Origin of the sequence: Cellulosimicrobium sp. CpK407 (assembly GCF_051844275.1) — a bacterium.
Classification (GTDB): domain Bacteria; phylum Actinomycetota; class Actinomycetes; order Actinomycetales; family Cellulomonadaceae; genus Cellulosimicrobium; species Cellulosimicrobium cellulans_G.
The window spans coordinates 53090-75861 of sequence record NZ_JBGNYC010000009.1 but is presented as its reverse complement, the minus strand read 5'-3'; the positions used below and the strand labels follow the sequence as shown (position 1 = coordinate 75861).

The following is a 22772-nucleotide window of genomic DNA, read 5'->3' as shown; positions in this document are numbered from 1 at the left end:
ACGGTCGGGACGGCGGCGGGTGGGATGACGGAACATTGTCGGCCTTGTCTCTTGGGCGGTCTCTTCGTCGAGTGTCCGGGTACTGCGTCCCCGTCGGTGACGGGCTGTCGCGGGTCGTCCTCAGCCGAGGACGACGGAGCGGGTGAGGTGGCGCGGCGCGTCCGCGTCGAGGCCGCGGTCGGTGGCGAGGGCGACGGCGAGGCGCTGGCACTGCACGAGCTGGACGAGCGGGTCCCCCTCGAGGTGCACGACGGTCGCGCCGGTACGCCGCACGTCGTCGGCGAGCGCCGGGTCGTCCTCGCCCAGCAGGATCACGAGCGTCGCGTCGGTCGCGACGGCGACCGGCCCGTGCCGGTAGTCGAGCGCCGGGTACGACTCGGACCACGCCTGCGCCGCCTCGCGGATCTTCAGCGCCGCCTCCTGCGCGAGGCCGTAGGCCCACGAGCGGCCGAGGAACACGAAGTGCTCGAACGCGCCCGGCTCGACGGGCAGCGGCGCCGCGAGCGCCTGCTCGGCCTGCTCGACGAGGTCGGAGAGGTCCTCGCCGAACGCCTGGCGGGCGACGGCGAGCACGGTGGTCGGGAACCGCGTCTGGACGACCGACTCCTCGTCCGCGAGGTCGAGCACGAGGACGTCGTCCGCCGCGAGGGCGACGGGCGTACCCGCGACCCCGACGACCGCGGCGGTGCGCGTTCCTGCGGGGACGGCCGCGAGCGCCTCGAGGCACTCGCTCGTGGTCCCGGAGCGGCTGATGACGACCACGCGGTCGTAGGGACGCGTCGGGTTCCACTCCGACGCGTACGCGGCGTCGGTCTCGCCGAGGCCCGCGTCCTCACGGAGGACCGCGATCGCCTCGGCGACGAACGCGCTCGTCCCGCACCCGAGCACGAGGACGCGCTCGCCGGGCGCGCCGAGCACGGAGCCGGTGGCGGGTCCGCCCGCGAGGGCCTTGGCCCACACGTCGGGCTGGCTGTGGATCTCTCGCTCGGTGACGGCGCTCGGGCTCACGTGCTTGTCCTGTCGTCGGCGGGGTCGTGACCCCGGGTCCAGCGGTGGTGGGTGCCGCGCGGCGCGGACCCGATGCCCAAGATCCTGCTCATCGTCTGCGCGATAGTCACGCAGAGTGGCACATTCACTCACTCTGGATGATCGGTTCGCGTAACATCCGTGAAATCTGCGCGCGGGGGGCAGATGCTCGGGGACGTGACCGATCCTCTCCACCACGCCACCCCGCCCCCGGTGCCGCCCGCACCCGACCTGCGGCTCGCCGACTGGGAGCCGCGTGCCCGCGTGCGGCTCCCCCGGACCGACGTCACCCGGGCCGCGGTGCCCGCCGTCGACGTCCACAACCACCTGGGCCGCTGGCTCACCGCCGACTGGTGCGCGCCGGACGTTCCCGCGCTGCTCGACCTGCTCGACCGCACGAACGTGCGCACGGTCGTCAACCTCGACGGCCTGTGGGGCGACGAGCTCGAGGCCAACCTCGACCGGTACGACCGCGCCCACCCGGGCCGGTTCCTCACCTTCTGCCAGGTCGACTGGGGGGCGCTCGCCCACGCGGGCGGCGAGCGCGAGGTGCAGCGGCAGCTCCGCGACGCCGCGGCGCGCGGGGCGCGCGGCCTCAAGGTGTGGAAGGACCTCGGCCTGACCGTCACCGGCCCCGACGGCGCGCTCGTCGCGCCCGACGACCCTCGCGTCGTCGAGACGCTCGCGCTCGCGGGCGAGCTCGGGCTGCCCGTCCTGATCCACGTCGCCGACCCGAAGGCGTTCTTCGACCCGCTGGACCGGTACAACGAGCGCGTCGACGAGCTCACCGCGCAGCCGTCGTGGTCGTTCGCCGACCGGTCCCGGTTCCCGTCGTTCGAGCACCTGCTCGACGCGTTCGAACGCCTGCTCGTCGCGACGCCGGGGACCACCTACGTCGGCGCGCACGTGGGCTGCGTCGCCGAGGACCTCGACCACGTCTCACGGCTCCTGCGGTCCGCACCGAACCTCGTCGTCGACGTCGCGGGCCGGCTGGCGGAGCTCGGGCGTCAGCCACGGCGCTTCCGCCGGCTCGTCGAGGACTTCCCCGACCGCGTCCTGTTCGGCACCGACGCGTTCCCGTTGTCCCGCGAGCAGCTCGAGACGCACTTCCGGTTCCTCGAGACGGCCGACGAGCACTTCTCCTACGCTCCCGGCGACCCCGTTCCGCCGCAGGGTCGGTGGGCCATCTCGGGCGCGGACCTCCCGGCGCACCTCCTGCCGGCCCTCTACGCGGGGAACGCGTGCCGGGTGCTCGGGCTCGACGGGGCCTGACCCGCCGGGTCAGGGCAGCACGACCTCCCGCGCCGGGTGCACCGACGCGTCGAGCACGACGCGGTCGCCCAGCGGTTCGTCGAGCTCGACGACGAACGGCGTCGGCGGGTTCGACGGGCAGTCCGCCACGCCCGTGCGCGGCTCGACGCCGACCGCCACGGCGATCGCGTCGTCGCGCACCGCGAGGTCGGAGAGCCGCACCCGGCCCTCGGCGTCCTCCCCGCTGTTGCACTCCATCTCGGTGACCTTGCGGGCCCGCCGTGGCCGGGATGACGACCCGCCGCTTTACTCGTGGTGGGTGACAGCGTGCGCACTGTCACACTGTCGGACAAGACAAACCCCATACGGATGTCTTGAAATGGGACCCATCGACCACAACCGTCGTCCGACGAGGCGACGCCCGCAGGTAGGGGGACACCATGACACGAGCCGTCGTCACGGGCTACGGGGCGGTGACCCCGGTCGGGCTCACCGCGGCAGGCACCTGGGACGCGCTGCTGCGCGCCGAGCCCGGGGTGCACGCCATCAAGGACGACTGGGCCGCCGACCTGCCCGTGCGCATCGCGGCGCGGGTGGACGACGCGTTCGCGGAGGGGCTCGCCGTGCGCGAGGCGCGCCGCACGGACCGGGCGGAGCAGCTCACGCTCGTCGCGGGCCGCGAGGCCTGGGCCTCCGCGGGGTCGCCCGACGTCGACCCCACGCGCCTCGCGGTCGTCGTCGGGTCGGCGAACGGCGGCATCGCGACGACGCTCGACCAGTCCCACGTGCTCGACGAGCAGGGGCCCCGCCGCGTCTCGCCGCACACGGTCACCATGCTCATGGCCAACGGGCCGGCGGCGTGGCTGTCGATCGACCTGGGTGCCAAGGCCGGTGCGCGTGCGCCCATCAGCGCGTGCGCCGCGGGCTCCGAGGCGATCACGATGGGTCGGGAGATGATCCTCTCCGGGTCCGCCGACGTCGTCGTCTGCGGCGGGGTGGAGGCGGGCGTCCGGCCGTTCTCCCTGGCCGCGTTCGCGGCGGCGCGCGCCATGTCGACCCGCAACGACGAGCCCGAGCGCGCGTCGCGCCCGTTCGACGTCCACCGGGACGGCTTCGTCATGGGCGAGGGGGCGACCCTCCTCGTCCTCGAGAGCGAGGAGCACGCGCGGGCGCGCGGCGCCGCGGTGCACGGCGTCGTCGCCGGGGCCGCGCTGACCTCGGACGCGTTCGACATCGTCGGCGGGGACCCCGAGAACCAGGCCCGGACGATCGGGATGGCCCTGCGCGCCGCGGACCTCTCCCCCGCCGACGTCGGCCTCGTCCACGCGCACGCGACGTCGACCCCGGTGGGCGACGTCAACGAGTCGGACGCCCTGCACGCGGCGCTCGGCGTGCCCCCGCCCGTGACGAGCACCAAGGGCGCGACGGGCCACCTGCTCGGCGCCTCGGGCGCGCTGGGCATCCTCGTCGCGCTGCTCGCCGTGCGCGACGGCCGCGTGCCGCCCACGCTCAACCTCGACGCGCTGGACCCGGCGATCGACCTCGACGTCGTCCACGGCGCCGCCCGGGACACGACCGCCCGCCACGCGCTGGTCAACGCCTTCGGCTTCGGCGGCCACAGCGCGAGCGTGGTCGTCTCGCGCGACTGACCTCCCCCGCCGAACACGACCTGAAGGTCGTTATGGGGCGCTTTCCGTCCTTCAGGTCGTGCTCGACCGCGCGAGAGGACGTGCTCGGCCGTCGCGACGCGCCGCGAGGCACGATGGGGGCATGGACCTCGACGCCCGGCTCGCCGACATCACGACGCTCGCCGTCGACGCGATCGTCAACGCCGCGAACTCGTCGCTGCTCGGCGGCGGGGGCGTGGACGGCGCGATCCACGCCGCCGCCGGTCCCGGACTCCTGGAGGAGTGCCGCCGGATCCGGCGCACGACCCTCCCCGACGGCCTGCCCGTCGGCGACGCCGTCGCGACCGGCGGCTACGACCTCCCCGCCCGCTGGGTGGTCCACACCGTCGGGCCGGACCGCCACCGCGGCCAGACCGACCCTGCGCTCCTCGCGTCGTGCTTCACGCGCTCGCTCGACCTCGCCGCGGGCCTCGGCGCCGCGACCGTCGCCTTCCCCGCCGTGAGCGCGGGCGTCTACGGCTGGGACGTCGACGACGTCGCGCGGGTCGCGGTCGAGGCGGTCCGCAGGTGGTCCGCCGCCCGTCCGAGCGCCGACCGCGGCGACGGTGTCGCCGCCGCGACGTTCGCGCTCGTGTCGCCCCGCGCCCTGGCCGCGTTCGAGGCCGCCCTCGCGAGCTGAGCCCGTAGGGCCGAGCCCCGGGTCAGGGTCGGCGTCGGGAGGATCAGGGTCGGTTCGGGGGACATCCCGATACCGCCGCGACGAGCGTGCTCCTACCGTCGAGGTATGAGCACCTCCGACGCCTCCGCAGCCTCCTTCCGGCCGACCCTGTCCCGGCCGCGCCACGGTCGGATGATCGCGGGCGTGTGCGCAGGGATCGCCCGCCGCTTCGGCTGGGACCCGACCGTCGTGCGCATCGTCGCCGCGGTCTCGATCCTGCTCCCCGGCCCGCAGGTCATCGCCTACCTGATCCTCTGGGCCCTCATGCCCAACGACCGCGACTGACCCTCCGCGCCGGCCGCGGCACGCGGCCGAACCCGGGGTTGCGGGCAGTCTCCGCATCGAGACCGCCCGCAAGCCCGGGTTCGGCGCGGGGCCGGGCCGTCAGCCCGGGAGGCCGCGCATGCGGCGCCGAGCGACGACGATCGTCGCGCCGCCGGCGACCAGCACGACGGCGAGGCCCACCAGGGCGCCGACGTGCGCTCCGGTCGTGGCGAGCCCGTCGGGGCGTCCCGGCCCCGCGCCGTCGGACCCGCTGGCCGTGCCGTCCGCCGCGAGGACCTCGAGCTCCGTCCACAGGACGCGGCCGTCCACCTGCCCGACGAGCGCGAACCGGTGCACGCCCGCCGCGGCGTCGGCGGGGACCGTCACGGTCGCGGTGAGGGTGCCCGAGGCGTCGGCGCGGACCATGCCGAGGTCGGTCGGCGTCGAGAAGAGGGTCGCGGAGACCCACTCGCCGGGCGCGAAGCCCTCGGCCGTCGCCGTGACCTGCTCGCCCGCGCGGACCCGCGCCGGGGAGAGGGTGACCCCGCCGTGGTTCGCGTCGGTGAGGTCGTCGGCGTCCACCGTGTGGAGCGGGGTCGACGGCGGCTGCTCGCCCGCACCGGGCGTCTCGCCGGGCTCGCCCGGACCGCCCGGGTTCTCGCCGTCGAGGTGGCCCTCGAAGACGTCCGACGCCGCGCCGAGGCGCAGGAGCACCGTCTCGCCCGTGGCGTCGGCGAGGCCGTCGTTGTCGGTGATCGCCCAGACCGTGCCGTCGCCGCCGAGCGTGAGGCCCTCGAGCTTCTCCTGCGTCCAGCCGTGCGTGGCGCGCAGGTCGGGCAGGACGTCGTGCGCGAGCGTCTTGGTCACGGCGACCGGGGTCGTCGACGCGGCCCCGACGGCGACGTCCGGTACGTCGACCGCGTAGACGCGCTTCACCGCGGCGGCGGGGCCGTTGAGCTTGTCGCGCTCGATCACGGCGAGCGTGTCGTGGTCGACGACGGTCACCTCGCTGAGGCCCAGCCAGTCGCCGTCCGTCGTGGTCTGCTCGAGCGGGTAGGCGAACCAGTCCCACGTGCCCGACGCGACGTCGTAGCGGCCGAGGCGCGCGGTGCCCGCCGTGCCGCCCTCGTCGGTGGTCAGGCCGCGCTGGAGCGCGACCCACACCTGCTCGCCCGCGGCCGCGGACCCGTCGTCCGTCGAGACCGCCGGAGCGACCGCGACGCCCTCGATGCCCTGCTTGCCGAGGCCCGCGGCGACCGCCTCGGGCAGCGCGACCGACTCGACGACCGCCCCCGCGGCGTCGACGCGGACGATCGCGTTCTCGGCACCCTTCGCGCCCTCGACCCCGAGCCAGAACCCGCCGTCGGCGCGCGCCGCGACGCCCTCGACGTCGAGGCCCACGGGGGCGCCGTCGCGCGTGAGGGTCACGGACCTGTCGATGACGGCCGGGGAGCCCGCACCGTAGCCGCTCACGTCGAGCGACAGGAGCTGCGTCGTGGAGTACGCGGCGTCGGTCGCCGCCCACAGGCGCTGGGGATCGGTCGGGTCCGCGGTCAGCGCGCCGAGCGCGCCCCAGCCGATCGGGGCGCCGGCCTGCGGGCCCTCGGCCGCGTCCGCGGAGACGACGCTCGGGAACTGCGGCGACCCCGCGCCGTCGGCCCACTGCGCGCCGCGCCCGAACACCGTGACGGCCGACCGCACGCCCGCACCGGCGTCGTCCTCCTCGCTCGACACGACGAGCAGGTCGCGCTGCGGGACGACGAGCAGGCCCTCGGGGCCGTTGGTCGTCGCGAGCACCTGGACGAACCGCGGGGCGCTCGGGTCGGAGACGTCGTAGACGGCCACGAAGTTCGAGCGCTCCGAGCCGACGAACGCGTAGCGCGTGCCGCCGAGCGTCGCGACGGCCAGGCCCTCGGGCTCGACGCCCTTCTTGGCCGCGCGGTCCTCGGTGTGCAGGCCGACGCGCACGGCGAGGCGCTCGAGCTCCGCGCCCGCGTCCCACACGACCTCGCCCGACGCGGCGTCGAACACCGACCAGCCGCGGGACCCGCCCTTCCAGTCGCCCTCGTTCGCGGTCGCGACGTGCGCGTCGTCGAGCCAGCCGATCGCGTCGGGCTCGCGCGGCGTCGCCGGGATCGACCCGGTCTGGTCGATCACGCCGTCCTTCCTCACGTCGATCCCGGACACGGCGACCGCGCCCGCGGAGAAGACGTTCTCGACCTCGCCCGTGGCGATGTCGACGACGGCGACCCCGTTGTTCTCCTGGAGCGTCACCGCGACCTTCGTGCCCGCCGGGTTGACGGCGACGTACTCGGGCTCGGGGTCCTGCGGCGTGTCGAGGCCGGCGGCCGCGACGACCGGGAGCGGCGCCCCGGCCTCGTCGAGGAAGGAGACGGCGCGGGTCGACCAGGCGGCCGGGTCGTCGCCCGGCAGGTCGAGGATCTGGAGGAAGCCGCCGGGGAGCTGCGGGAGGTCGCCCTCGTCACCTCCGCCGGCACCGCCCTCGGGCGTCGCCTCCTCGTCGCGCTGGTTCTCGATCGCGACGACGGCGTGCGCGCCGTCGGGCGTGACGGCGATCGAGTCGGGCTGGCCGCCGAGGTCGAGCGACCGCACGCGCTCGCGCGTCGCGAGGTCGACGACGTCGAGGCGACCGCTCGGCTCGGTGAAGCTCACCGACGTGTCCACGACGACGAGGACGTACCCGCCGACGACCGCGACCGACGTCGGCTCGTCGTGCTCCGAGCCGAGCTCGGCGAGGCTCAGCGTGCCGAGGCCCTGCGGGGCGCTCGGGTCGGTGAGGTCGAGGAAGCCGATGCGGCGCGCGAGCGCGTCCGTGTGGACGACCGTGCGCCCGTCCTCGCTCACCGCGGAGATCTCAGCGACCGTCTCGGCGGCCGCGTCCTCGCCGGCCGGGCGGTTCTGGAACACCGGGTACGTGGCGAGGCGGTGGAACGTCTCGTCCGCGGCGGGCGCCGTCCAGGCCGCTTCCGTCGCGAGACCGAGCGGCGCCGTCGGGACCGGCGCCGCCGCCCCGGCCGGGTGCGCGGGAGCCGCCGCGAGGGCGGGCAGCGCGCCCAGGCCCAGGGTGAGCGTCGCGCCCGTGGCGACGAGCGCTGCGATGCGCGTGCGGCGGGCCGGGGTGCGCGCGGACGTGCGCGCCAGGGTCCGCTCGGGGATGGCTGACATGTCTCTCCTTCGACGTGGGTCGAGCAGAGGGTGGTGGTCCGCCGTGGCGCGGCGACGACCGGCCCGGGGCCACCGGGTGACCGCCGGATGAACAGTGCGCGACGGCCCGCTCGGCGCCGGGAGCGGGGCGCCCGTTGCCCTGGGCGACGGGTTCCGGGACGGAGTACCTGATACTTCGACGCCGTGACCGAATCGTGACGGCGCAAGTACCTAGTACTCGCTGTCCGGCCCGTCCCGGCGGTTGCTAGCGTCTTTCGAGATTTACCTGCTACTCCACGTCCCACCAACGGTGGCGGGCCGCGGCCCCGGCGCACTCCCGCGTCGGGCGGACGCACGACCCGCCTCTCTCCCCGCTCCTCTCCCCTTGTGCCGACCGCCCCGCGACGACGCCGGGCGCGAGGAAGGACGACCGATGACGCAGCACGCCTCTCCCCGACCGTCGCGCACCCACACGGTCCTCACGTCCGTCGCGCTCGCCGTGCTCGCCCTCGCGGTGGCCGGCCTGATCGCGTTCCTGCTCGTGTACCACGGCAAGGTCGCCGACGGCGCGACCCGCCTCGACGACGGCGCCGCACAGCTCTCCGACGGCGCCGCGACGCTCGCCGACGGCACCGCCGAGGCCCGGGCCGGCGCCCAGCGGCTCTCCGACGGGGCGGGCGACCTGCGGGACGGCGCCGGCGACCTCGTCGCCGGTGCGCAGAAGGCGTCCGACGGCGCGACCCAGCTCGCCGCGGGCGGCACCACCGCGCTCGACGGCGCGAGCGAGCTCGCCGCCGGTGCGGACGAGCTGAACGCCGGAGCGGCCCGCCTCGCCGCGGGCACGGGCGACGCGGCGAGCGGCGCAGCCCGCCTCGCCACAGGCAGCACGGACCTCGACGCCGGGGCCGCGCGCCTCGCGGCCGGCAGCACGCGCGCCGCCGACGGTGCGTCGCAGCTCGCCGCGGGAGCGGGCGACCTCAGCACGGGCGCCGGCGACCTGAGCGCGGGGGCTGCCCGCGCCGCGACCGGCTCCGCCGACCTCGCGACCGGAGCCGATCGGCTCGCGACCGGGGCCGGCACCCTCGCGGCGGGCACCACCGAGCTCCGGACGGGCGTGCGCGACAGCCTCGGCGCAGGGGTCCTGGCCCTCGACCAGGGCCAGGCCCAGCTCTCCGCCGGTGCGGCGCGCCTCGCCGGCGGGGTCGCCGCGGCGGGAGCAGGGGCGGACGCGATCCAGGCGGGAGTCGACCAGCTCCGCGAAGGAGCGACCGGGGTGCGCGGTGGTGCGGTCACCCTGGGCGGGTACGCCGAGCAGCTGCAGGGTTCTGCCGGCGAGCTCCAGCGCTCCGCCGTGACCGTCGGGACCAACCTGGACGGCCTCGCGGCGCAGCTCGACGCGATCGCGCGCGGCGAGGTCGCGGCGACCCCGGAGACCCTCGGGACGATCGCCGCGAGCCTCCGCGCCCTGGGCAACGGCACCGAGTCGGCTCCCGGCGCGTCCGCGCAGATCGCGGGCGGCGCGGGACGACTGGCGTCGGGCGCGGGCGAGCTCTCCGCGGGGGCGGCCGCCGTCACCGCCGGGATCGACCAGCTCTCGGCCGGCCTCGGGACCGGCACCCCGGACCGGCCCGGGCTCACCGCGGGGCTCGCGCGGCTCCGCACGGGCCTCGGCGAGGGCACCCCCGCGCAGCCGGGGCTCGCCGCCGGGGTCCAGCAGCTCCGGACCGGCATCGACGTCCAGCTCGCCGGCGGGATCGACGCGCTCGCCGCCGGTGCCACCACGCTGGACGGCAAGATCGGCGAGCTCGAGACCGGCGCCGCGACGCTCCACGGGAAGGTCGGGGAGCTCAGCGCGGGCGCCTCGACGATCGCGGGCGGCACCGCCGACCTCGCCGCCGGCGCGGCGCGCGTGAGCAGCGGCAGCGCGCTCCTCGCGACGAAGACCTCCGAGCTCGCCGCCGGCACGGCCGAGCTCGCGACCGGCGCGTCCGACCTGCACGCCGGGACGACCCAGGCCGCCGCGGGCGCCGCCGACCTCTCCGCCGGGACGGTGCGGCTGCGCACGGGCGCCGGCGACCTGTTCGCCGGGACCACGCGCCTGGAGGACGGGACGCTGCGGCTGCAGAACGGGCTCACGACGCTGTCCACCGGTGCGACGACGCTCGCCGCCGGCAACGCGGCGCTCGCCGAGGGCTCGACGACGCTGCACGCCGGGACGACGACGCTCGCCGACGGCGCGTCCGACCTGCACGACGGCAGCACGCGCATCGCGGACGGCGCCGCCACGCTCTCCGACGGCACGGAGACCCTCTCCGACGGCACGACCGAGCTCAAGGACAGCGTCGAGAACAGCCCCGTCGGACGGGTGTCGCTCGGCATGTCGGCGCTCGTCGGCGGGACCGTGCTCGCGGGCGTCGCGGGCGTCGGGCTCGGGCTGCGCCGTCGGCTCGCGGCGGTCTGACCGACCGTCGCGCACGGCCGGGCGGCATCTCCTCACCGCCCGGCCCTCGGCTCGAGGGCGGCTGCACGTCGACGGTGTCGCCCTCGCGGGCGGCGGTCCCGGTGGACAGGACTCCGGGCCCGCCGCCCTTCTTCGTGCACGCCGGCCGCAGCAGCCCAGGGTCGACCGCCCGGCGACCCGGCACGGCCACCGGACCGGCACCGACCACCGGACCGGCACGGGCTACCGTGGCCGCGTGACGCTGCTCCTCAAGCTCGTGCTGGCACCCGCCCTGGTGGTCGCGTCCACGCTCGCCGGACGGCGCTGGGGAGCCCGGCTCACCGGGGTGCTCGTCGGGCTGCCCGTCGTGGCCGGGCCGATCCTCCTCATCACCACGCTCGACCACGGCACCGGGTTCGGCGCCGCCGCGGCGTCGTCAGCGCTGCTCGGCCTCACGTCTCTCGCCCTGTTCGCCGTGGTGTTCGCCTGGTGCTCGCGCCGGACGGGCTGGCTCGGTGCGCTCGCGGCGTCCTGGGCCGCGTGCCTCGTGGCGGACGTCGCGCTCGCCCGACTGACGCTGCCCGCCGGGATCACGTTCGTCGTGGCGCTCGCGACGTTCTGGGGCGCGTCCCGGGTCATGCCGCCCGACGCGGCGGGCCCCCCGCCGTCGACCGTCCCGTCGCCCTGGTGGGACCTCCCCGCCCGCGCCGCGACGACGGCGGCGCTCGTCCTCGCCGTCACCACCGCGTCGGGTGCGCTCGGCCCGGCGATGACGGGCGTGCTCGCGCCGTTCCCGATCGCGTCGAGCGTGGTCGCCGCGTTCGCGCTCGCGCAGCGCGGGTCGGCCGAGACCGTCCGGCTCCTGCGCGGTCTGCTGGCCGGGCTCACCGGGTTCGCGGTGTTCTGCCTCCTCGTCGCGCTCCTCGTGGACCGGCTCGGCATCGCCGCGGCCTTCGGGGTCGCCCTCGCCGCGAGCGTCGCCGTGCAGGCCGCCGTGCCGCTCGCCGGGCGGCTCGTCGGCGCAGGACGGGACGCCCAGGACGACGACGCGCCGACCACGCCAGGCGACGGAGCCCGCGACCCGTTGCGGACTGGTCGTCGCTGACCACCGGCGAGCACGCTCAGCACACCGCGGACGGCGATCACCGGCAGGGCGACGAGCATCGCGCCGAGCCTCCACCGGGACACGTCCGACGCCCCCAGGTCGGGGGCGGTCGAGCCGGTCCGAGTCGGGGTCGCCCGCGCGCTGGACGACGGGGACGACCTGACCGGGCCGGTACTGGCCGGCGGGCACCTTCTGCTCCGGACGCACGCCGCGTGGCCGGTCACGGGTCGCCGGGACGACCGTCTCTGTGGGGTGCTCGACGACCGAGCGTCGGGTGAGCAGGGGCGTGGGCACGACCTGCACGACGACCCCCGTGCCGCGCGGACCGCGGCGGCACGTCCCCGCGATCCGGTCGGTCGCCGACCCTCTCGCCCTGCGCGGCACCGCGCGGCGACCGCCGGCCCACGCCTACTGCCGACGGCGCCGGGCGAACACGGACGCCGCCCCGCCGAGGAACACCGCGACCAGGCCGAGGCACCACGCGAGGGCGAGGGCCGCCGTCGGGCCCAGGTCGGTGACCGGCGCTCCGGTCGAGCCCGTCCCGACGAGCAGGCCGCGGATCGTCTCGATGACCGGCGTGACGGGCTGGTGCTCCGCGAACCCGCGCAGCCACGACGGCATGGTCTCGGGCGGCACGAACGCGCTCGACACGTACGGCAGGAACAGCATGAAGAAGCTGAACCCCCCGGCCGCCGCGGGCGAGCGCACGAGCACGCCCACGAAGGCCGCGACGCTCGTGATCGCGAGCACGTACGCGGCGACGACCCCGACGGCCCCCAGCCACTCGAGCGCGGTCGCGTCGGGCCGGAAGCCGATGAGGAACGCGACGCCCAGCACGACGGCCGTCGTCACGAGGTTCTTCACGACGCTCGCCACGACGTGCCCCACGAGCACCGTCCCGCTCGCGATCGGCATCGACCGGAACCTGTCCATGATGCCGCCGGACATGTCCTGCTCGACGGCGATCGCCGTGTTCGACGCCCCGTAGCCCGCGCACAGCAGGATGATCCCCGGCGTCGCGTACGTGACGTAGTCCGTGCCGACGCTCATCGCGCCGCCGAACACGTACACGAACAGGATCATGAGCATCACCGGCAGCACGAGCGCGAGGATCAGCTCGTCCGGCTCGCGGCGCACGAGCCGCAGCGAGCGCGCGACCATCGTCCCGGCGTCGGCGAGCACGTGGCGGCCCGGCCGGGCCGTAGGGGCTGGGAGGCGCGGCGTCGTGCCCGACGGCGCAGCGGCGGTCTGGGCGGTCATGCTGCGGTCTCCTCACGGTCGGCTTCGTGGTCGGTCTCGGTCGTGCCGCGGTCCCGGTCTCGGGTCCGCGCGGCGTGGCCCGTCAGGGTGAGGAACACGTCGTCGAGCGTCGGCTCCCGCACCTCCCACCGCATCGGCTCGACGCCGGTCGCCGCCACCGCGGCGAGGACGTCGCGGACGTGCTCGACCGACCCGTCGGTGGGGACGCGGAGCGTCGCGGAGGTGAGGTCGAGCGCCTCCGGCCACGGTCCCGCGGCCCCGACCGACGCCGCCGCGGCGGCCGACGCGAAGGTGAGCTCGATGCTCGCGTCGCCGACGCGGCGCTTGAGGTCGGACGGGGAGCCCTCGGCGACGACGCGGCCGTCGTCGATCAGCGCGACGCGGTCGGCGAGCTGGTCGGCCTCCTCGAGGTACTGCGTCGTGAGGAACAGGCTCGTGCCGTCGGTGACGACGCCACGGATCACCTCCCACATGGTCTGGCGGCTGCGCGGGTCGAGGCCGGTGGTGGGCTCGTCGAGGAACATGACCTGGGGACGGGTGAGGAGCCCGGCCGCCAGGTCGAGCCGGCGGCGCATGCCGCCGGAGTAGGTCCCGACGCGGCGGTCGGCAGCCGCGGCGAGGTCGAACGCGTCGAGCAGGCCGTCGACGCGGGCGCGCGCGGCCCGGCGGGGCAGGTGCGCGAGGCGGCCCATCATCGTGAGGTTCTCGCGGCCCGTCTGCTTCTCGTCGACCGCCGCGTACTGGCCGGTGAGGCTGATGAGCCCGCGCACGCGCGCGGCGTCGCGCACGACGTCGTGGCCCGCGACCGTCGCCGTGCCGCCGTCGGGACGCAGGAGGGTGGCGAGGATGCGGACCGTGGTGGTCTTCCCCGCCCCGTTGGGGCCGAGCAGGGCGAGGACCTCGCCGCGGCGCAGCGTGAGGTCGACGCCGTCGAGCACGCGCACGGGGCGGCGCGGTGTCCCGTAGCTCTTGCGCAGGCCGTCGGCGTGCACGAGCACGTCCGGTGCGGGCATGAGGCCTCCAGGGTTCAGGCGGCAGAACCGCGTGTGAGAGAAACTGTTTATGCTATCCACTGTTCTGTGTACGGTAGACACGGTTTCGTGGGCGGTCAAGGCCCGCGGGAGGATGACGAGATGACCACGCCCGAACCCACCGAGCGGCACGCGCCCGACGAGTCGGCCCCGACGACGGAGCTGCCGCCCGTGATCGCGCGCCTCTGGGGTCGCGCACCCGGCCCACGGCGCGGCCCCAAGCCCGCGCTGACGGTCGAGCAGGTGGTGCGGGCCGCCGTCGACCTCGCCGACGCCGAGGGCCTGCCCGCGGTCTCCATGGCGCGCGTCGCGGAGGCGCTCGGCTACACGCCGATGGCGCTCTACCGGTACGTCGAGAGCAAGGACGAGCTCCTCGTCCTCATGGCCGACGCCGCGGCGGACGTGCTCACCCTGCCCCCGTACGACGAGGGCGACTGGCGCGCCGGGCTCGAGGCCTGGACCCGCGCGCAGATCGCGGGCATTCTCGCGCGGCCGTGGTTCCTCGACCTACCGCTGACGACGGCGCAGGTCGGGCCGAACCGCCTGCGCTGGATCGACCGCGCGTTCGCGATCCTCGCACCGCTCGACCTGACGGTGGACGAGAAGCTGCAGATCGTCGGGCTCCTCGCCCAGCACGTGCTCGGCGAGGGCCGCGTCCAGGTCGAGACCCGGCGTGCGGCCGCGGAGGCCGTGCGCCGCGCCCAGGGCCTGCCCGCCGACACCCCCGAGTCCGACCTCGACGCGGACGCGGTCGCCGCCGCCAACCCGTACGCCGACTACGAGCTCGTGCTCACGCGGCTCGTCGATCCCGAGACCTACCCCGCGCTCACCGGTGCGCTCGCCTCGTGGTCGCCGACCGCACCGCAGCCGGACGACTGGGAGAGCGACATCGGCTTCGGCCTCGACATCCTCCTCGACGGGATCGAGGCTTTCGTCGCCCGGCGCGCCACCGCCCGCAGGGCCGCCGACCACGGCTGACCGCCCACGGTGCCCGGGTCGCGAACGGGACGCCGTCGGCGCTCGGAGCCGGTCAGGGCGTCGGCTGGACCGGGGCGTCGGGCACCTGGACGTCGGGCAGGTCCGGCAGGTCGAGCGTCGGGACGTCGATGCTCGGGATGTCGACGTCCTCCATCCGGTCGCGCAGCTCCTCCTGACGGATGCGGTTGTTCTCCTGGATGCAGGAGAGCCGGGTCACGGGACGGCCGCCGCACTCCTGGACCTCCGAGTCCGGGTCGCGCGGGGCCTTCGGCGACTGGACGTAGCGGCCGTCGGCGTCGTGCGCGTTCGGCGTGACGGGCAGCGCGACGACGGCCGCGACGCCGCCGACGGCGAGGAGCGCCGTCGTGACGAGGAGGACCGCCGCGCCCAGCCCGGCGCGGACCGCGGCGCCGGCGCTCACGGGCAGGCGCTCGTCCGACGCCGCGCGCTGCCGCTCCGCCGCACGCCACGCGACCCACAGGCCGACCGTCACCGGGAGCACGAACGCCACGGCGGCCAGCGCCGCGACCGAGCGGGCGTCCTCGCGCGCGAGCGCCCCCGGCCCGATCGCCGCGACGACGACCGCGACGATCCCCGTCACGATCGTGCGGCGCACCGCGGCGCCGCGCAGACCCGAGCGCAGCCCGGCGATCCGCGCCGCGCCCACCGGGCCGGGCGGGAGGTACCCCAGGTCGCGCGTCTGCGTGACCATGGCCGCGTACAGGACGGCCGAGGTCACGGTCGTCACCGCGAGCACCGCACCGAGGGCGACGAGGAACCACCGCACGACGACGGCGTCGCGCACCACGTACAGCAGCGCGAGCCCGGCGAGCACGGCCACCCAGCCCACGACGACCGCCGCGACGGCCCCGCCCCGCAACGGCGTCTGGCGGAGGGTGCGACGCAGCAGCCCGCGGGGGACCTGGAGGAGCACCGGGAGCACGCGCAGGGCCGTGATCGCCGTCCACAGCAGGACGACGATCCCCCAGAGGGGCACGCCGCCGACGTGCGCGTCGCTCATCGAGAACGTGACGACGAGCGCGACCGCCCCGACGAGCAGCACCGGCATCTCGACGAGGCGCAGCACCTGCTGCCACACGCTGAGGTGCAGCAGGTAGCCGGCCTCGGCGTGCTCCGGGTTCGTCGCGAGGACGCTGCTGTACCCCTTCGCGCTGCGGCCGGTGTCGAGGGCGAGCGCCGCGTCGAGGTAGAGCAGGTCCTCGTGCTCCGGGGCGACGCCGAGGCCCTGGCGCACGAGGGCGCGCGCCCGGTCGTCGTCCCCGAGGCGCGACCACAGCCGCGCCGCCTGCGCGAGCCGGTCGGGGTTCTCGGGCGCGAGCGCGAGCGCCGCGTCGATGCGCTCGCGCGCGAGCCTCCGGTCGGCACCGCGGACCCGGCCCGACAGGTGCGTGTCGGCGAGCTGCAGGTGGTACCGCGCGTCGTCGGGGTCGAGCTCGAGCGCCTTCGCCGCGGCGTCGCGCGCTCCCGGCACGTCGCCCGTGTTCTGGCGCGCGATCGACAGCAGGTGGAGCGCGCCGTCGGCGGTGGGCTGGGCGCCCACGACCTGCTCCAGCAGCGGCAGCGCCTCGGCCGACCGCTGCAGGTGCAGCCGCACCCAGGCGGCGGTGAGGAGCAGCCGCGGGTCGTCGGGCACGCTCGCGAGCGCGTCGTCGACCTCGTCGAGCGCACGCTCGGGCCGCCCCATCTGGACGAGCAGCTCCGCGCGCGAGGCGACGGCGCGCGGGTCGGTCGTGGTGCTCACGGTCCGGGGTCCTCCGGCGCTCAGAGCATGCGCCGCGCGCGCAGGTACGCGGCGAGGTCGTCGTAGCGGCCGTCGTTGTTCGCGAACGTGACGACGTTGCGCGCGGACTGGAGCCACGCCGTCGTCGAGGGCCGCACGTCCGCGAGCGCCGCGTCGAGGTCGGCCATGGTGATCGGGCGCACCTGGCCGGTCGCGATGGAGTCCATCATCGCCTTCTCCGCCGCCGTCGCCGCGAGGTGCTCGAGGTCGGCGCCGGAGAAGCCGTCGGTGCGCTGCACGACCACGCGCAGGTCGATCCCCGCGACCGGGCGGCCCGCGAGGTGGTGGCGCAGGATCGCCTCGCGCGCGGGCTCGTCGGGCGGCAGCACGAGCACGACGCGGTCGAACCGCCCGGGCCTCAGCAGCGCGGTGTCGACGTCCCACGGGTGGTTCGTGGCGCCGAGGACGAACAGCCCGTCGTTGTCGGAGCCGATGCCGTCCATCTCCTGGAGGAGCTGGTTGACCACGGTCCGCATGCCCGACGAGCCGGAGTACTGCGCGCGCTTGCCGCCGATCGCGTCGACCTCGTCGAGGAACAGCACGGCCGGCGCGAGCTGGCGCGCGCGCTGGAACAGCGCGTGGAGGTTCTGCTCGCTCTCCCCCATGAACTTGTCGAGGATGTCCGCGAGCGTCACGGTGAGGAACCGTGCGCCGAGCTCGCCCGCGACGGCCCGCGCCATGTACGTCTTGCCGGTCCCGGGAGGCCCGTAGAGCAGGAGCCCGCCGCGCAACGACTTGCCGAACGCCTTCGCGATCGCCTGGTGGCGCATCGGCTCCAGGAACGCCTCCCGGATGCGCTGCTTCACCGGCTCCAGGCCGCCGACGTCCGCGAGCGTCACCGTCTCGCGCGAGACCTCCAGCAGGCCCGAGCCGTCGTCGGGGGCGTCGTCGCGCGCGGGGACGAGGAACGGCCCGTCGCCCGGTGCGGGCGGGACGGCGTCGTCGTCCGTGCGGGGCACGCCGCCCGGGCCGGCGGGCGGTGCGGCGGGCACCTGTCCGGGCGGCGCCTCGACGACGGGTGTCTCGACGAACGGTGCCGGGACGTGGACGCCCACCTCGTGCTCCAGCCGGTCCCAGTCGATGCCCGACGGCGCCGCCGGGCCCCGGGCTGCGGGGGCGCCGGGCCCGGTGGACGGGGCGGGCTCGGCGGGGATCCCCGCGGTCGGGGTCGCGGGCGCGCCGGGGGCGCGCGGGACGGTCGCGTCGGACGGGACGCCCGTGATGATCCCGTCGTCGGGGCCGCCGGGTGCGGACGCCGGCGCGTGCAGGCCGGTGACCGGGGCCGGCGGTGCAGCGGGGGCCGTCGCGGGCCGGTCGGCCGCGGGGCCGCTCCCCGTCGCCGCGGCGACGGCCGAGTCCTGGACCAGGCGCAGCGCCTCGCCGTCCGCCGGGTCGATCCGGAGCGCGGTGCTCGCCTGCTCGAGCGCCTCGACCGGCCGCCCCGCCGCCAGCAGGAGGCTCGCGTAGTGGACGCGCAGCGGGGCGCTCGACGGCGCGGCCGCCACCGCGGCGGCGAGCGCGGCCAGGGCGTCGGACATGGGTGCTCCTCGGGTCGGGCGGGGACGACGACGCCGGTGCGCCCGTGAGCGCGGCCGGCCGGGAACAGTGTGCCCCGGACCGGTGACGCCGACCATCGGCACCCTGCTATCCGCGCCGTCCCCGGGAGCCTGACCGTGCACAGGCCCGGACACCGCGGTCCCCGTCCACAGCGCGCACCGGAGGGCGCCTCCGTGTCGGCGGGACCGGGCAGAGTGGACGCATGACGACCGACACGACCGCGTCGACACCCCTCGCGGTGCCCGACGACGCGCCCGCCGAGGCCCCCGGCGGTCCCCGACCCGGCGCCCGCTGCTTCGGCGACGGCGACCCGCTCTACGAGGAGTACCACGACACCGAGTGGGCGGTCCCGGTCCACGGGGACACGGCGCTGTTCGAGCGCCTGGCGCTCGAGGGGTTCCAGTCCGGCCTGTCGTGGATCACCGTGCTGCGCAAGCGCCCCGCCTTCCGCGAGGTCTTCGCGGGGTTCGACCCGGAGGCCGTCGCCGCGTTCGCCGAGCCCGACGTCGAGCGCCTCCTCGCCGACGCGCGCATCATCCGCAACCGGCAGAAGATCACGGCCACGATCGACAACGCGCGCGCCCTGCTGGCGCTCCAGGAGAGCGGGCGCACGCTGGACGAGCTGATCTGGTCGTTCGCGCCACCGGCCCGTCGCGAGCGCCCCGCGACCTGGGGCGACGTCCCGGGGCTCACCCCCGAGTCGACCGCGCTCTCGAAGGCGCTCAAGAAGCTGGGCTTCCGGTTCGTCGGGCCGACGACGGCCTACGCCGCGATGCAGGCGTGCGGGCTCGTGGACGACCACCTCGCGACCTGCCCCGTCGTGCTGCGCCGCCCGTGAGCGGCGGCGAGCCGCACCTCGGTCCGCGCCGTCGCCTCCGCGGACGGCTCGCGACTCCGGTGCGGCAGGGCGAGCGGACCGTCGGGCGTCTCCGTGCGCGGCCCTGCCCCCTGGCGGCGACCACATGGTGAGACGAGGTGCGACGATGGCCTCATGAGCGCGTACGTGTCCGTCCTCGACCTCTTCTCCGTCGGCGTGGGTCCGTCGAGCTCGCACACCGTCGGGCCGATGCGGGCCGCGAAGGCGTTCGTCGCGACGCTGGACGACCGCGGCGTGCTGGGCGAGGTCGCCGGGCTGCGGGTCGTGCTGTGCGGGTCGCTCGGGGCGACGGGAGCGGGCCACGGCACGCCGGACGCCGTGGTCGCGGGGGTGCTCGGCCTCGACCCCGAGACGTGCGACCCGGCGCGCGTACCCGGCTCGTGGGAGAAGCTGGGCGACGGCGCGCCCGTCGCGCTGCTGGGCCGGCACCGCATCACGATGACGAGCGCCGACGTGCGCCTCGCGCCGCTGACCCGGATGCCGGGCCACCCCAACGGCATGCGGTTCACCGCGCTCGACGCGAGCGGGGCTCCGCTCGCGGAGGAGGCGTACTACTCGGTCGGCGGCGGCTTCGTGCTCACCGCCGCCGCGCTCGAGTCCGCGGCCGCGAACGAGGCGGCGCAGCTCGGCGCCGAGCTCGCGGGCGAGGCGATCGACCCCGGGACGGAGCCGTCGGGCGTACCGTTCCCGTTCGCCAACGCCGCCGAGCTCCTCGCGCTGTGCGAGCGCGAGCGCACCTCGATCGCGGCGGTCGCGTGGGCGAACGAGTCCGCCCTGCGCCCCGCCGCCGAGGTCGAGGCGGGCGTCGACCGGATCTGGGACACCATGAGCGCGTGCGTGGACGCCGGTCTCGAGCGCGACGGGGTGCTGCCCGGTCGTCTCCAGGTCCGCCGTCGGGCACGGGCGCAGCGCGAACGTCTCGAGCTCGCCGACGAGCGCGGCGCCGACACGACGATCGAGTGGCTCCAGGCGTTCGCCATGGCCGTCAACGAGGAGAACGCCGACGGGCGCCGCGTCGTCACCGCCCCGACGAACGGCGCCGCGGGGATCATCCCCGCGGTCGGGCGCCACTTCCTGCGCACCCACCCGGACGTCGCCGCGGACCCCGCGCGCCGGCGTCGGGCCATGCGCACGTACCTCCTCACCGCCGCCGCGATCGGCGCGCTCTACAAGCGCAACGCGTCCATCTCCGGCGCGGAGGCGGGCTGCCAGGGCGAGGTCGGCTCGGCGTGCTCCATGGCGGCGGGCGCGATCTGCGCCGTCCTCGGCGGCACGCCCGCCCAGGTGGAGAACGCGGCCGAGATCGCGATGGAGCACAACCTCGGGCTCACGTGCGACCCCGTCGGCGGGCTCGTCCAGGTCCCGTGCATCGAGCGCAACGCCATCGCCGCGTGCACCGCCGTCTCCGCGGCGCGCCTCGCCCTCCAGGGCGACGGCTCGCACGTCGTCTCGCTCGACACCGTCATCGAGACGATGCGCCAGACCGGCGTCGACATGTCGACCAAGTACAAGGAGACCTCGACGGGGGGCCTCGCCGTCAACGTCATCGAGTGCTGAGCCGGGCAAGCAAAGGCCTCAGCACGACCACCAGGCCGAGTGCTGAGCCGGAGCGCAGCGAAGCAAGCGCAGGCCTCAGCACGACCGACAGCCCGAGTGCTGAGCCGGAGCGCCGCTCACCAGGTGCGGCGCACGGACGCCTTGGTGCCGGTCACCAGGCTGCGCGGCGGGACGTCGTCGGCCACGACCGCACCGGCGGCGACCACGGCGTCGCGGCCGATGGTCACGCCGGGCAGGATCGTCGCCCCGGCGCCGATCCACACGTTCTCGTGCACGTCGATCGGACCGCCGGTGAGCCAGACCTTGCGGTCGTCGGTGTCGACCGGGTGCCCGACGGTGACGAACGTGACCTTCGGCGCCACCATGACGCGGTCGGCCAGCCGGATGCCGGCGTAGTCGAGGAACGTGCAGTTCTGGTTGACGAAGACGCGCTCCCCCAGGTCGAGGTTCAGCCCGTGGTCGGTGAAGAACGGCGGGTAGATCGTCACGCTCGGGGGCAGCGGGCGGCCGAGGATCTGCGCGAGCAGCCGCGCCCGACCGTCCTCGTCGTCGAACGGCAGGACGTTGAGCCGGGAGGTGAGCTCGGTGGCCCGCAGCACCCTCTCGGACATGGCGCGGAACTCGGGACCGTGGATGCGCATGAGCAGGTCGCTGGGCATCCCCCGATCCTGCCTCCGGGTCAGCGGGCGGCGCGCGACGCCTCGCGGGCGGCGACGACCTCCTCGACGACGTCGGCCACGCCGGCCTCGCCCGGCGAGGCGGCGATGTGCTCGCCGAGGCGCTGGCTCGCGCGGGCGTACGACGGGTCGTCGAGCAGTCGCCGCACCGCGCGCCGGACCTGGCCGGGGCGCGGGGTGCTCGTCCGCAGCCGCACGCCGGCGCCGGTCCACGCGACGCGTGCGGCGACCTCCGCCTTGTCCTCGGTCTTGCCCGCGACGACCACGGGGACGCCGTGCCGCAGCGCGTGGTGCACCCCGCCGTAGCCGCCGTTCGTGACGAGGACCGAGGTGCGCGGGAGCAGCGCGTCGTACGGGAGGTACTCGGCCGCGCGCGCGTTCGCCGGGAGCGGCCCGAGCGACCCGACGGGCCGTCCGCCGGTCGCCGCGACGACCAGCACGTCCTCGCCCGCGAGCGCGCGCAGCGTGGGGACGAGGAGCTGGGTCGGGTCCTCGTTCGCGACGGTGCCCTGCGTGACGTGCACGACCGGCCGGCGGGTGTCGAGGTCGCCCCACCACGCGGGGAGGTCACCGTTGCCCGGCGCCGGGCGCGGCGGGCCGACGAACCGGACCGGGGTCACGACGTCGGGCCGCGGGTACTCGAGCCCGGGGACGGTGAGCTGCACCACGGCGTCGGCGTCGGCGGGCCAGCCGAGGAAGAACGTGCCGCTCGGCTCCCCGCCCGCCGCCCGGACCATGTCCTGCGCCGCGCGCTGCGGGGCGGCGAACGCGACCCGCTCGACGACGGCGTGGAGGGCCCGGTTGCGCAGGACGCCGAGGGGGCCCCGCGCGGGCAGCACCCCGAGGCCGAACGGCGCGGTGTGGTCGCTCTTCAGCCCGAGCGGGAAGATCCCGAGCGCGAGCACCGGTGGTCGACGGTCGGCGGGCACCGAGACGAGCGGCATCGCGCCGAGGAACAGGGGCTCGACGAGCACGACGTCCGCCGGGCGCTCGGCGAGGGCCGCGAGCACCGCCCGGTGCTGCGCCGCGCCGGGCGCCACAAAGATCTCGAGCATGTCGTGCCGGATCGCGTCGAGCCCGGTGCGTCCCGCGCGGCCGGGGAACGCGGCGGCGAGGTCGCGGTCGTCGAAGTCGGCCGCGGCCGGGAGCGGGACGTGCTCGGCGCCGGCGGCCTCGACGGCGGCGGCGAACCGTGCGCCGGTGAGGAACCGGACGTCGTGCCCGCGGGCGACGAGCGCGCGGGTGACGGCGAGCAGCGGGGTGACGTGGGCGTGCACCGGGGTGGAGCAGAGCAGGACGGTGGCCATCGGTGGGGCCTCTCTCGTGGCGGCGCGCGTCGCGCCGGTCGGACGGGAAGGCGCAGGACCGGGCCGTCTGCGCGGGGGACGCCGGTGGGGAGACGGCGTGTGAGAAGATCGATCAACCGTCAGGAGTATT

At 76.1% G+C, this 22772-nt stretch carries 18 protein-coding genes; 9 read left to right on the top strand and 9 right to left on the bottom strand.

Annotation, left to right across the window (positions count from 1 at the left end):
* Positions 1–120 precede the first annotated feature (120 nt).
* Positions 121–1008 (bottom strand): SIS domain-containing protein, encoded by an 888-nt coding sequence (locus ABWU78_RS06335; RefSeq protein WP_439157870.1) that lies wholly within the window; start codon positions 1006–1008, stop codon positions 121–123.
* A gap of 195 nt (positions 1009–1203) precedes the next feature.
* Here ABWU78_RS06335 and ABWU78_RS06330 point away from each other — a divergent pair, with 195 nt between their 5' ends.
* Entirely contained in the window at positions 1204–2298 is a 1095-nt protein-coding gene (locus ABWU78_RS06330) for an amidohydrolase family protein (protein ID WP_439157869.1), read from the top strand.
* A gap of 9 nt (positions 2299–2307) precedes the next feature.
* On the opposite strand, the gene ABWU78_RS06325 is transcribed toward ABWU78_RS06330, so the two are convergent.
* Positions 2308–2535 (bottom strand): hypothetical protein, encoded by a 228-nt coding sequence (locus tag ABWU78_RS06325; RefSeq protein WP_439157868.1) that lies wholly within the window; start codon positions 2533–2535, stop codon positions 2308–2310.
* 182 nt (positions 2536–2717) lie between these two features.
* Here ABWU78_RS06325 and ABWU78_RS06320 point away from each other — a divergent pair, with 182 nt between their 5' ends.
* The 3 genes from ABWU78_RS06320 (at position 2718) to ABWU78_RS06310 (ending at position 4908) form a co-directional block, all read left to right on the top strand.
* A complete protein-coding gene (locus tag ABWU78_RS06320; RefSeq protein ID WP_353706807.1) occupies positions 2718–3926 on the top strand; it encodes a beta-ketoacyl-[acyl-carrier-protein] synthase family protein in 1209 nt (402 codons plus the stop codon).
* 121 nt (positions 3927–4047) lie between these two features.
* Positions 4048–4584, top strand: a complete 537-nt coding sequence (locus ABWU78_RS06315; RefSeq protein ID WP_439157867.1) for an O-acetyl-ADP-ribose deacetylase — start codon at positions 4048–4050, stop codon at positions 4582–4584.
* Between the two features lie 105 nt (positions 4585–4689).
* Positions 4690–4908, top strand: a complete 219-nt coding sequence (locus ABWU78_RS06310; RefSeq protein ID WP_053370472.1) for a PspC domain-containing protein — start codon at positions 4690–4692, stop codon at positions 4906–4908.
* 99 nt (positions 4909–5007) lie between these two features.
* Here ABWU78_RS06310 and ABWU78_RS06305 read toward each other — a convergent pair whose 3' ends face one another.
* Entirely contained in the window at positions 5008–8073 is a 3066-nt protein-coding gene (locus ABWU78_RS06305; protein ID WP_439157866.1) for an esterase-like activity of phytase family protein, read from the bottom strand.
* Between the two features lie 412 nt (positions 8074–8485).
* Here ABWU78_RS06305 and ABWU78_RS06300 point away from each other — a divergent pair, with 412 nt between their 5' ends.
* Together ABWU78_RS06300 and ABWU78_RS06295 are read left to right on the top strand one after the other, a co-directional pair.
* On the top strand, positions 8486–10513 hold the full coding sequence (locus ABWU78_RS06300) for a hypothetical protein (RefSeq protein ID WP_439157865.1): 2028 nt from the start codon (positions 8486–8488) through the stop codon (positions 10511–10513).
* Between the two features lie 235 nt (positions 10514–10748).
* Positions 10749–11597 carry a hypothetical protein gene (locus ABWU78_RS06295; protein WP_439157864.1) on the top strand — a complete coding sequence of 283 codons (849 nt, stop codon included), beginning with the start codon at positions 10749–10751 and terminating at the stop codon, positions 11595–11597.
* 408 nt (positions 11598–12005) lie between these two features.
* Here ABWU78_RS06295 and ABWU78_RS06290 read toward each other — a convergent pair whose 3' ends face one another.
* Together ABWU78_RS06290 and ABWU78_RS06285 are read right to left on the bottom strand one after the other, a co-directional pair.
* Positions 12006–12857, bottom strand: a complete 852-nt coding sequence (locus tag ABWU78_RS06290; protein ID WP_253054770.1) for an ABC transporter permease — start codon at positions 12855–12857, stop codon at positions 12006–12008.
* On the bottom strand, positions 12854–13870 hold the full coding sequence (locus tag ABWU78_RS06285; protein ID WP_439157863.1) for an ATP-binding cassette domain-containing protein: 1017 nt from the start codon (positions 13868–13870) through the stop codon (positions 12854–12856). Before ABWU78_RS06285 ends, ABWU78_RS06290 begins: the two co-directional genes overlap by 4 nt.
* A gap of 120 nt (positions 13871–13990) precedes the next feature.
* On the opposite strand from ABWU78_RS06285, the gene ABWU78_RS06280 reads away from it, so the two are divergent.
* On the top strand, positions 13991–14866 hold the full coding sequence (locus ABWU78_RS06280; protein ID WP_439157862.1) for a TetR/AcrR family transcriptional regulator: 876 nt from the start codon (positions 13991–13993) through the stop codon (positions 14864–14866).
* A gap of 52 nt (positions 14867–14918) precedes the next feature.
* On the opposite strand, the gene ABWU78_RS06275 is transcribed toward ABWU78_RS06280, so the two are convergent.
* On the bottom strand, positions 14919–16628 hold the full coding sequence (locus tag ABWU78_RS06275; RefSeq protein ID WP_439157861.1) for a tetratricopeptide repeat protein: 1710 nt from the start codon (positions 16626–16628) through the stop codon (positions 14919–14921).
* 20 nt (positions 16629–16648) lie between these two features.
* Complete coding sequence (locus tag ABWU78_RS06270; protein WP_439157860.1) at positions 16649–18205, bottom strand: ATP-binding protein; 1557 nt, start codon at positions 18203–18205, stop codon at positions 16649–16651.
* Positions 18206–18426: 221 nt separating this feature from the next.
* On the opposite strand from ABWU78_RS06270, the gene ABWU78_RS06265 reads away from it, so the two are divergent.
* Positions 18427–19062, top strand: coding sequence for a DNA-3-methyladenine glycosylase I (locus ABWU78_RS06265; RefSeq protein WP_353706818.1), 636 nt, complete (start codon positions 18427–18429; stop codon positions 19060–19062).
* A gap of 153 nt (positions 19063–19215) precedes the next feature.
* Positions 19216–20658, top strand: a complete 1443-nt coding sequence (locus ABWU78_RS06260; RefSeq protein WP_439157859.1) for an L-serine ammonia-lyase — start codon at positions 19216–19218, stop codon at positions 20656–20658.
* 116 nt (positions 20659–20774) lie between these two features.
* On the opposite strand, the gene ABWU78_RS06255 is transcribed toward ABWU78_RS06260, so the two are convergent.
* Positions 20775–21317, bottom strand: a complete 543-nt coding sequence (locus tag ABWU78_RS06255) for a DapH/DapD/GlmU-related protein (protein ID WP_253054787.1) — start codon at positions 21315–21317, stop codon at positions 20775–20777.
* 20 nt (positions 21318–21337) lie between these two features.
* A complete protein-coding gene (locus tag ABWU78_RS06250) occupies positions 21338–22642 on the bottom strand; it encodes a glycosyltransferase (protein WP_253054789.1) in 1305 nt (434 codons plus the stop codon).
* Between the last annotated feature and the right edge of the window lie 130 nt (positions 22643–22772).